Source organism: Rhodococcus sp. MEB041 (assembly GCF_030208955.1).
Lineage (GTDB): Bacteria > Actinomycetota > Actinomycetes > Mycobacteriales > Mycobacteriaceae > Rhodococcoides.
Map to the genome: position 1 here is coordinate 157,110 of NZ_JARVSZ010000004.1, position 10,239 is coordinate 167,348.

Genomic DNA, 10,239 nt, shown 5'->3' on the forward strand with positions numbered 1-10,239 from the left:
TTGAGAATCATCGCACGACGCGGGGACACCAGCAGCGACTCCGGTTGAGTTCGGTGGCCAGCGGGTATCGCAAGCATCAGGTACTCGTGTTGTCCGGACATCACGAAGTGCCAGAGCCGTCGAGTGAAGAAGCCCGCCGATGTCTCGGAGACCCCCACTGTGTGCCTGCGCACCGGTGGGGTTCTTCGTGTCGTGGGCTCAACCGCGGCGTGCGTGCTCCGCGATCACGGCTGCATTGAGCGCGGCCGCGGCGCTGACGATCGCGGCGGCGTCGTCCGGGTCGCACTCGCCGTCGGCGACGCGCGCGACGGCATCCTGCATGCGTACGCACAGAGTGGCGACGGAATCGTCGTCGGTCGGCTCGTCCGCCACGGCGCTCGTACCCGCCGATTCGTCGTCGGTCGGCTCGTCCGCCACGGCGCTCGTACCCGCCGATGCGTCGTCGGCCGGCTCGGTCCGACGGACGTCCTCGATCACGTCGTCCCGCCCGGCGTCCGCGAGTCGCTCGAACTCCTCGGCCGGTGTCTCGGGACGGTAGTTGCGAGGGCTGCCGTTCACTACGGTGCGCGTGCCCGGCGACAGCGCCACGAAATTGACCCGAGCCCCGCCGGGATCGCCGCTGACCCGGAAGACCCGATCCGGGCGTGTGACACTGCGCACGATCATGCCGTCCGCGATGGCGTGCGGATTGCGTGGAGCCACATCGAACCTCGATTCACTGGTTGTGGGCCATCATGGTCGTATGACTTCCGTGATGGAGCGCCTGCTGGACATCGCACCGATCTGGGTGTTCCTCATCGTCTTCCTGCTGGTGTTCCTCGAGGACGCGATCTTCGTCGGTTTCGTGATCCCGGGAGAGACGGCCGCGGTCATCGGCGGTGTCGCGGCGAGTCAGGACCACGTGAGTGTCGTGGCAATGGCGGCGGTCGTGGTCGTCGCGGCCGTGGTGGGTGACTCGGTGGGCTTCGAGATCGGCAAGCACTTCGGCCCACGACTGTTGGCCATGAAGATTCTGGACAAGCGTCGCGACAAGCTGGACAAGGCGCGGGACCTGTTGGCGCGCAAGGGCGGGACGGCCGTCTTCCTCGGCCGGTTCGTCGCCTTCTTCCGGGCGGTGATGCCGGCGTTGGCCGGAATGTCGCGCATGCCGTACCCGAAGTTCCTCGCGTACAACGCACTCGGTGGGCTCGTCTGGGGGACGGGGTTCGTGGTGCTCGGATTCGTCGCCGGCAACTCGTACGAACAGGTCGCGAAGACGGTGGGACGGGACGCGGCGATCATCGTGGTCGCGGTGGTGGTGATCGCGCTGATCGTGTGGCGCGTCCGGGCTCATCGCTCCGAGAAGGGCGCGGCGCGGGCCTACGATCCCAGCGCGAGCACCGACAGCAGCTCGTAGGCCACGTGTGACGCGGCGATTCCGGTGATCTCCGCGTGGTCGTACGCGGGCGCGACCTCGACGATGTCCGCACCGACGATGTTCGCTCCCACCAGCCCGCGCAGGGTGTTCAGCAGTTCCCGCGACGTCATGCCGCCCGCCTCGGGTGTGCCGGTGCCCGGGGCGTGGGCCGGGTCGAGGACGTCGATGTCCACGGAGACGTAGACCGGGCCCGTGTCGAGACGGCGGCGCATCCGCTCGACGATCGAGGCCACCCCGTCCGTCTCGTAGTCGTCGGACCGGATGATCTGAAACCCCAGGACGGCGTCGTCCTCGAGGTCCTTCTTGCCGTACAGCGGACCGCGGATCCCGATGTGCTGCGACCGCTCGAGGTCGATCAGCCCCTCCTCGCTGGCCCGTCGGAACGGTGTCCCGTGCGTGAAGGGTGCACCGAAGTACGTGTCCCACGTGTCGAGGTGCGCGTCGAAGTGCAGCACGGCGATCGGCCCGTGGTCGCGGTGCAGCGCGCGCAGGATCGGCAGCGCGATGGTGTGGTCGCCACCGAGAGTGAGGACCGTGCTGCCGTCCTTGCGCAGATCGGTGATCGCGTGCTCGACCGTCGTCAGTGCCTCGGCGATGTCGAACGGATTGACCGCGATGTCGCCGGCATCGGCCACCTGGCGGTGCGCGAACGGCGACACGTCCAGCGCGGGGTTGTACGGCCGGAGCAGTTTGGACGACGCGCGGATGTGGCCGGGACCGAAGCGCGCGCCCGGCCGGTAGCTCACGCCCGAGTCGAAGGGCACTCCGACGATGCTCACGTCCGCCCGGGAGACCTCGTCGAGTCGCGGCAGCCGCGCGAAGGTCGACGGTTCCATGTACCGCGGGTATCGCGAGCCGTCCAGAGGTCCCCTGATGTCGGTCATGAGCAGTGATGTTTCCTCACTTCAGGCGGTTGGTCAACACTTGTTTCCTGACGCGGAGCAGGGCATGATCGCGGCGTGTCCACCATCGGAAACCGGCTGCGGGAGGCCCGGGCCGCCCGTCGTCTCACTCTCGACGCGCTCGCGTCGACCGTCGGTGTGACCAAGGGCTACCTGTCCAAGGTCGAGAACGACCGCGCGTCCGCGTCCGTCGCCGTCCTGGTGCGCTGGTGCGACGCGCTCGAGATTCCCATGGGGTCGCTGTTCGACGACGTTCCGCACGGCGACGTCGTCCGCGCCGGCGAGTACCCCCCGATCGCCCTCGGGGGTCATGCCCAGACGGAGTACCTGCTGACTCCGGCGGGCGAACAGCGCGTGCAGGTCATCCACGGCAGGATCGAGCGCGGAGGAGGCAGCGGCGACGAGTCGTACGAACTGCCGGCCGAGGTCGGGTTCGTCCTGGTGCTCACCGGTCGGCTGATCCTGACGCTCGACGAGCGCACCGTGCAGCTCGACGACGGTGACGCGCTCACCTTCGATCCTCGTCGTCGGCACAGCTTCCGCGCGGAGGTCGACACCACGGTGCTGTGGGTTCTGACGCCGTCCCTGCCCTCCCGCCACGACAGAACCAGAATCGAGACGACCCCATGACCACGCCCGTCACTCCCGACAGCTCGGTCCACGAGCGATCAGCAGGGGACCGTGAGCAGCCGGTCACCATGTTCGGCCCCGACTTCCCCTTCGCCTACGACGATTTCGTCGCGCACCCGGCCGGGCTCGGGTCGGTCCCTCCGGAGCGCCGCGGCACCCGCGTCGCCATCGTCGGTGCCGGTCTCGCCGGTACCGTCGCCGCCCGGGAGCTGCTGCGGATGGGACTCGAACCCGTGGTGTACGAGGCGGGGTGGATCGGCGGCCGCATGCACTCGGTCCCGTTCGAGGGGCACGAGGACACGGTCGCCGAGATGGGCGCGATGCGGTTCCCGCCGTCGTCCACCGCCCTGTTCCACTACCTCGACCACCTCGGCATCGAGACCACCCCGTTCCCCAACCCGCTCGCCGAGGCGACGCCCAGCACCGTCATCGACCTCAAGGGCACCAGTCACTACGCGCGGCAGCTGACCGATCTCCCCGACGAGTACGCCGAGGTGGCCAGGGCGTGGCAGCGCACGCTCGAGGAGCAGTCCGAACTCGTCCCTCTCCAGCGCGCCATCCGCGCCCGGGACGCGGCGGCGGTGAAGCGCATCTGGAACGACCTCGTGGTGCGACTCGACGACACGACGTTCTACGGGTTCCTCGTCGGATCCCCCCACTTCGCGTCGTTCGCGCGTCGAGAGCTGTTCGGGCAGGTCGGTTTCGGCACCGGTGGCTGGGACACCGACTTCCCGAACTCGATACTCGAGATCCTGCGCGTCGTGGCCACGGAGGCGGACGATCACCACCGCGGCATCGTCGGCGGATCCAGCCGCCTGCCACGTGGTCTGTGGTCGGAGGCCGTGTCGGACGCGGCGCACTGGCCGGCGGGCACCTCGGTCGCGTCGCTGCACGGCGGCACACCCCGCCCGGGTGTCACGGAGATCCGGCGACGGACCGACGACGCCACCGGCGACCACACCTTCGCGGTGACCGACTCCTCGGGCCGGACGGACGAGTTCGCCTCGGTCGTCGTGACCGCGCAGAGCTGGATGCTCCTCAACACGATCGACACCGACGACGACCTGCTGCCCATCGATCACTGGACGGCCGTCGAACGCACCCACTACATGGGGTCGACCAAGGTGTTCGTGCTCGTGGACCGACCGTTCTGGAAGGACGTCGACCCCGAGACGGGGAGGGAACTGGTCAGCATGACCCTCACCGACCGGTTGAGTCGGGGAACGTATCTCCTCGATCACGGCGACGATCGGCCCGGCGTGATCTGTCTGTCGTACACGTGGAGCGACGACTCGCTGAAGCTGCTGCCGCTCTCACCCGACGAGCGGTTGACGCTGATGCTGGGATCGCTCGAGGAGATCTATCCCGGGGTGGACTTCCGCAGCCACATCGTCTCCGATCCGGTGACGCTGTCGTGGGAGACCGAGCGACACTTCATGGGTGCCTTCAAGGCCAACCTGCCCGGCCACTATCGCTATCAGGAACGCCTGTTCTCGCACTTCGTGCAGGACGAGCTCGCCCCCCGGCATCGCGGGATCTTCCTCGCCGGCGACGACATCTCGTGGACGGCGGGATGGGCCGAGGGCGCCATCCAGACCGCGCTCAACGCGGTGTGGGGAGTCATGAACCACCTCGGCGGATCGACACATCCGGACAATCCCGGGCCGGGCGACGTCTTCGAGAGCATCGCCCCGCTCCGCCTCGGGGACTGATGCGTCGACCGGCGCGGTGAATCTCGGTCCGGGAGGACTTACCGAGCGGTAGCGTTCCTCCGGTGGTTCAGTTGCTCTCGCGCTCACGGGCGGCCGATCGGCCGCCCGTGACGACGCCTGCGACCGTTCCGGTGCGGACCGTCTCGGCGCAGGCGCTGGCCATCGTGCTCGTGCTCGCCGTCGCGGTGCTCGTGTTCCACCTGACCCGGCCGACGGCCGAGGAACCGGCCGTCGGGGCGGTCGCCGCTCCCGCTGCGGACCTGCGGCCGAGCTTCCTGGCGGAACCGGAGCGCAACCTGGGCCCGCTGCGCCAGATCGCGAAGGTCAACCGCGCCACGGCGGAGGAGGAGTACGCGGCCGCCATCGCCGTGCTCTCGACGGCGGCGAGCGCCGAGGAGAAGGATCGCCGACTGTACGAGCTGCCACCGGCCGTGATCGGCGCCCGCATCGGTAGCTACGCCTCACCGGCTCGCGGCACGTACACGTCCGGTTTCGGCCCGCGGTGGGGAACGATGCACAACGGAATCGACATCGCCGGCCCGATCGGCACACCGATCCTGTCGGTGGCGGACGGTCAGGTGATCGAGGCCGGCCCTGCGAGCGGCTTCGGGTTGTGGGTGCGCGTGCGACACGACGACGGCACCGTGTCCATCTACGGTCACGTGGACACCCTGGTCGCGGTGGCCGGTCAGCGGGTCGCGGCGGGGCAGCAGATCGCGACGATGGGGAACCGCGGCGACTCCACCGGGCCGCACCTGCACTTCGAGACCGTCGTCGCGGACAAGCACGTGGATCCCGAACTGTGGTTGATCGGCCGCGGTATCTCGCTCGGACCGGAAGGCGACTGACGAATCCCATTCGTCACACCAGTAACACGCTCGGATACGATCAGGGCATGAGACGGGCACTTCTGACGGCGGCGACGGCACTCGCCGTGGCCGTGGGCATCGCACCTCTCGGCGCCGGTCCGGCCGCGGCCGACACCGCCGGCTCCTGCTCACCCGAGCATCCCCGTCCCGTCGTGCTGGTGCACGGCACCTGGGTCGACGGTCCGGACACCTGGTCCACCCTCACTCCTCAGCTCGAGGCGGAGGGCTACTGCGTCTTCACTCTCGAGTACGGCTACCGCGCCGAACCCGGCGAGAACCTGCTGCAGACCTACGGCGGCGACGACATCGCCACGTCCGCGCGGGAACTGCGCGCCTTCGTCGACGACGTCCGATCACGCACCGGCGCAGCCGACGTGGACGTCGTCGGGCACTCCCAGGGCGGTGTCGTGGCGCGTCAGTACCTGAAGTTCGAAGGTGGAGCCGACGCCGTGCACACCCTCGTCACCCTCGGTGCCACCAATCACGGCACCACGTTCTCGGCGGGGCAGCTCGTCGGATCGCTCGCGCAGCAGTTCGGACTGCCGGTCGGCGAGGTCGCCGCCGCGGCCGTCGGACCGTCGTTCGTCCAGCAGATGGTCGGCTCGTCGTTCCTCGACGTGCTCAACGCGGGCGGCGACACCGTCCCGGGCGTCGACTACACCGTGATCGCCACCCGCGCGGACACCGTCTCCACGCCGCCCGAGAACACCTTCCTCGCCGCGGGCCCGGGCGCGACCGTGGACAACGTCTGGGTGCAGGACGGCTGCCCGAGCAACACCGCCGGGCACATGGAACTGACCACTGACCCCCGCGCACTGTGGATGGTGCAGCGCGGGCTCGACCGGTCCTACGCCGATCGGGTCCCCAGCCCCTGCTGAGTGTCGGGGTGCGCGCGCTGGTGCGGTGGCCGGCTGGAAGGGGTGTGCACACGGCCGGCGTGTGGTGAACACCCGTTGCCGCAGGCTGGAGGGGGTGTGCGGTTGACGCAGGGGGTGTGCACGCAGCTCGGTGCACCTCGCGATCCCGTCGATTCTCACGTTCCGCCGCCCTCACGCGTTTACTGATCGTGATGCTTCCGTTCGAGACCGTCGTGGCCACCCACGGCCCCGTGGTGCTGCGGGTCTGTCGCGCCGTGGTCGGTCCCGTCGACGCCGACGACGCGTGGTCGGAGACCTTCCTCGCCGCACTCCGGGCGTACCCCGACCTGCCCGAGGACGCGAACGTGCAGGCCTGGCTGGTGACCATCGCGCACCGCAAGGCCGTCGACGTTCATCGCGCGGCAGCTCGTCGGCCCGTGCCCACCGACTCCGTTCCGGACGTCGCCATGATGGTGCCCGACGAGAACCACGCCCTGTGGTCCGCGGTCGCGGCCCTGCCCGACACTCAGCGACTGGCCGTCGCGTACCACCACATCGGGGGGCTCCCTCATGCGGACGTCGCTGCGCTGCTGGGTAATTCGACCACCGCCGCCCGGCGTGCCTGTGCCGACGGCATCGCGACGCTACGCCGCACGACCACGAGGAGTGAGCTGCTGTGACCACCGCCGCCGAACTGACCGCGCTCCACGAGCGACTGACGCACCGCGCCGCCGAGGAAGGACTGCTCGACGTCGCGTACCGCACCCTCGACTCACCCGTCGGCACGCTCCTCGTGGCGGCCACCGAGCGAGGTGTCGTGCGCGTGGCCTTCGACGTCGAGAACCACGACACGGTCCTGCAGACGCTGGCCACCCGCATCAGTCCGCGGGTGCTCCGAGCGCCGGCCCGGCTCGACCCGGTGGTCCGGGGGCTCGACGCGTTCTTCGCCGGGACGTCCCGCGTCGTCGACGTCGACCTGGATCTGCGCCTCGCTGCAGGGTTCCGTCGCGACGTCCTGACGCATCTCCAGCGCATCCCCTACGGCGAGACCCGGAGCTACGCCGCCGTGGCCGCGGAAACGGCCAGCCCGAAGGCCGTCCGCGCCGTGGGATCGGCCTGCGCGCGCAATCCGCTGCCCCTGGTCATCCCATGTCATCGCGTGGTGCGGTCGGACGGAACGCCCGGTCGTTACGCCGGCGGTGAGGCCGCCAAGCAGCTTCTGCTCGCGCTCGAGACACAGAACTACTAGGCGGTATTAGTCTCGAAGCATGTCCTCTGCTGCTGATGTTCCCGCGCACCTCGTTCTGTCTCGTCGCGATCTCGAGTTCCTCCTCTACGAATGGCTCGACGTCGAGTCGTTGACCGAGCGGAAGCGCTTCTCCGATCATTCCCGGGAGACGTTCGACGCGGTGATGGAGCTCAGCGAGCAGATCGCGGTGAAGCACTTCGCGCCGCACAACAAGAAGGCGGACGCGAACGAGCCGCACGTCGGCGAGGACGGCAAGGTCGTCCTGATTCCCGAGGTCGAGCAGGCGCTGAAGGTGTTCAACGACGCCGGCCTCATCTCCGGGCAGTTCGACGACTCGCTCGGCGGCATGCAGCTGCCGACCACGGTGTCGAAGGCGTCGCTCGCGTGGTTCCAGGCCGCGAACACCGGCACCGCGACCTATCCCTTCCTCACGATCGGCAACGCCAATCTCCTCATCGAGTACGGCAGCGAGAAGTTGGTCGACGCCTATGTCCGGCCCATGCTCGAAGGCCGTTTCCATGGGACCATGTGCCTGTCCGAGCCCGGTGCCGGATCGTCGCTCGCCTACATCACCACCAAGGCCGTCGCGCAGGGTGACGGCACCTACGCGGTGACCGGAACCAAGATGTGGATCTCGGGCGGCGAGCACGAACTCGGTGAGAACATCGTGCACCTCGTCCTCGCCAAGATCCCCGGCGGTCCGGCGGGCGTGAAGGGCATCTCGCTCTTCGTCGTGCCGAAGAAGCTGGTGAACGCGGACGGGTCGCTGGGCGAGCGCAACGACGTGAACCTCGTCGGCCTGAACCACAAGATGGGATACCGCGGTACCACCAACACGCTCCTCGCGTTCGGCGAGAACGGCGGCGCCACAGGCTATCTCGTCGGCGAGCCACACAAGGGCCTGTCGTACATGTTCAAGATGATGAACGAGGCGCGCATCGGCGTCGGCATGGGCGCGACCGCGCTGGGCTACACCGGCTACCTGCACTCGGTGGCGTACGCCCGGGACCGTGCACAGGGCCGGCCCGTCGGTGACAAGGATCCGGCTGCCCCGCAGGTGCCGATCATCGACCACTCCGACGTGCGCCGCATGCTGCTCGCGCAGAAGTCCTATGTCGAGGGCGGTCTGGCCCTGGGTCTGTACTGCTCCCGGCTGGTCGACGAGCAGATCACCGGCGAGCAGGACGCGGCGGATCGCGCCGGGTTCCTCCTCGACGTGCTCACCCCCATCGCCAAGGCGTGGCCGTCGCAGTGGTGCCTCGAGGCCAACAACCTCGCGATCCAGGTGCACGGCGGGTACGGCTACACCCGCGACTACAACGTCGAGCAGTTCTACCGCGACAACCGCCTCAACCCCATCCACGAGGGAACGAACGGCATCCAGGGCCTCGATCTCCTCGGACGCAAGGTCGTCGCGCAGGGCGGCCGAGGACTTCAGCTCCTCGTCGAGACCATCACGGAGACCATCGACGCGATGTCGGGCGAGTACGCCGACGCCCTGCGAGCGGCAGTGGATCGCCTCGTGGCCGTCACCGGCACGCTGTGGGGTCAGGGCGACGCCGAGGTGGCGCTGGCCAACTCGTCCGCGTACCTCGAGGCGACCGGTCACGTGGTCGTCGCGTGGCTCTGGCTCGACCAGCTCCGGGCGATCGGCGACAAGGAAGGCGCCTTCTACGACGGCAAGCGTGTCGCGGCGCAGTACTTCTTCCGATACGAGCTCCCCAAGACGGGCCCACAGTTCGACCTGCTCGAGAACCTGGACCGTACGACGCTGGACCTCGACACCTCGGTTCTGTAGCGCTGCGCCCGCGCTCCACGGATCGTTCGGTGCACCCGCGATCAGGGGTGCGGGTGGCGAACTGCTGCGCGGCGAGCAGCGCGTACCGCGTAATGCCCGTCACACACACCTGGCAACGCGGTGTACCGACTGCTTAGATACAAGATGTGCGCAACACAGATGCAACCGAGACGTCGTCCGACCGGGCGTACGCGACGGTCAAGGAGCTCATCGTCTCCGGCGAGCTGCCGGGCGGGGAGCTGATCAGCGAGGGGCAGATCGCCGAGCGCACCGGCACCAGCCGCACCCCGGTCCGTGAGGCCTTCCTCAGGCTCGCGGCCGAAGGATGGATGCGGCTCTACCCCAAGCGCGGGGCCCTCGTGGTTCCCGTCGCCCCCGACGAGGCCACCCATCTCGTCGCCGCCCGTCGACTCGTCGAGACCGGATCGCTCGAGGCGTTCGCACAGGATCCGGGCAGCCGGGCCTCCGCTGCCGCACAGATGCGGGAGAGCCTCGACCGGCAGCGCGTTCTCGCGGAGGCGGGCGACTCCCTCGGCTTCGCTGCCGAGGACGCAGACTTCCACACCATCGTCGTCACGCACGGGGACAACCCCCTGCTGTCGACCTTCTACTCAGGATTGCGCGACCGGCAGCGCCGCATGACCGCGAACTCCGTGGCGCGCAATCCGGACGTGTTGGCGTCGATCATCGGCGACCACACCCGTCTCACCGCACTCGTCGAGCAGGGCGACGTCGCCGCGTACGACGACGCCCTCTCCCTCCACATGGCAGCCACGCACGCGCTGCCGCGTGGAATCCGCTGAAG

At 68.9% G+C, this 10,239-nt stretch carries 11 protein-coding genes; 9 read left to right on the forward strand and 2 right to left on the reverse strand.

The features are described from left to right. Positions 1 to 198 precede the first annotated feature (198 nt). Entirely contained in the window at positions 199 to 702 is a 504-nt protein-coding gene (locus tag QRN16_RS12745) for a hypothetical protein (protein ID WP_285187292.1), read from the reverse strand. Positions 703 to 742: 40 nt separating this feature from the next. Here QRN16_RS12745 and QRN16_RS12750 point away from each other — a divergent pair, with 40 nt between their 5' ends. Continuing rightward, positions 743 to 1,396: a DedA family protein gene (locus QRN16_RS12750; protein ID WP_051613522.1), complete on the forward strand. Its 654-nt coding sequence runs from the start codon at positions 743 to 745 to the stop codon at positions 1,394 to 1,396. Here the strand turns inward: QRN16_RS12750 and speB are convergent. Next, positions 1,360 to 2,301 carry an agmatinase gene (gene speB / locus QRN16_RS12755; protein WP_027506493.1) on the reverse strand — a complete coding sequence of 314 codons (942 nt, stop codon included), beginning with the start codon at positions 2,299 to 2,301 and terminating at the stop codon, positions 1,360 to 1,362. The two genes, QRN16_RS12750 and speB, sit on opposite strands and share 37 nt — an antisense overlap. Before the next feature lie 75 nt (positions 2,302 to 2,376). Here speB and QRN16_RS12760 point away from each other — a divergent pair, with 75 nt between their 5' ends. The 8 genes from QRN16_RS12760 to QRN16_RS12795 all read left to right on the forward strand — a co-directional run bounded on the left by QRN16_RS12760 (position 2,377) and on the right by QRN16_RS12795 (position 10,237). Beyond that, positions 2,377 to 2,949, forward strand: coding sequence for a helix-turn-helix domain-containing protein (locus tag QRN16_RS12760; protein WP_056443515.1), 573 nt, complete (start codon positions 2,377 to 2,379; stop codon positions 2,947 to 2,949). Continuing rightward, entirely contained in the window at positions 2,946 to 4,661 is a 1,716-nt protein-coding gene (locus QRN16_RS12765; protein ID WP_222638890.1) for a flavin monoamine oxidase family protein, read from the forward strand. Before QRN16_RS12760 ends, QRN16_RS12765 begins: the two co-directional genes overlap by 4 nt. Positions 4,662 to 4,723: 62 nt before the next feature. Next, complete coding sequence (locus QRN16_RS12770) at positions 4,724 to 5,509, forward strand: M23 family metallopeptidase (protein ID WP_231476416.1); 786 nt, start codon at positions 4,724 to 4,726, stop codon at positions 5,507 to 5,509. Between the two features lie 47 nt (positions 5,510 to 5,556). Then, positions 5,557 to 6,408, forward strand: coding sequence for an esterase/lipase family protein (locus tag QRN16_RS12775; protein WP_285187293.1), 852 nt, complete (start codon positions 5,557 to 5,559; stop codon positions 6,406 to 6,408). A gap of 191 nt (positions 6,409 to 6,599) precedes the next feature. Then, on the forward strand, positions 6,600 to 7,067 hold the full coding sequence (locus QRN16_RS12780) for an RNA polymerase sigma factor (RefSeq protein ID WP_285187294.1): 468 nt from the start codon (positions 6,600 to 6,602) through the stop codon (positions 7,065 to 7,067). Next, complete coding sequence (locus QRN16_RS12785; RefSeq protein WP_056443522.1) at positions 7,064 to 7,636, forward strand: methylated-DNA--[protein]-cysteine S-methyltransferase; 573 nt, start codon at positions 7,064 to 7,066, stop codon at positions 7,634 to 7,636. The genes QRN16_RS12780 and QRN16_RS12785 overlap by 4 nt, the downstream gene beginning before the upstream one ends. Positions 7,637 to 7,655: 19 nt before the next feature. After that, entirely contained in the window at positions 7,656 to 9,434 is a 1,779-nt protein-coding gene (locus QRN16_RS12790) for an acyl-CoA dehydrogenase (RefSeq protein WP_285187295.1), read from the forward strand. A 146-nt stretch (positions 9,435 to 9,580) separates the two neighbouring features. Then, entirely contained in the window at positions 9,581 to 10,237 is a 657-nt protein-coding gene (locus QRN16_RS12795) for a GntR family transcriptional regulator (RefSeq protein WP_037186307.1), read from the forward strand. Positions 10,238 to 10,239: the final 2 nt, after the last annotated feature.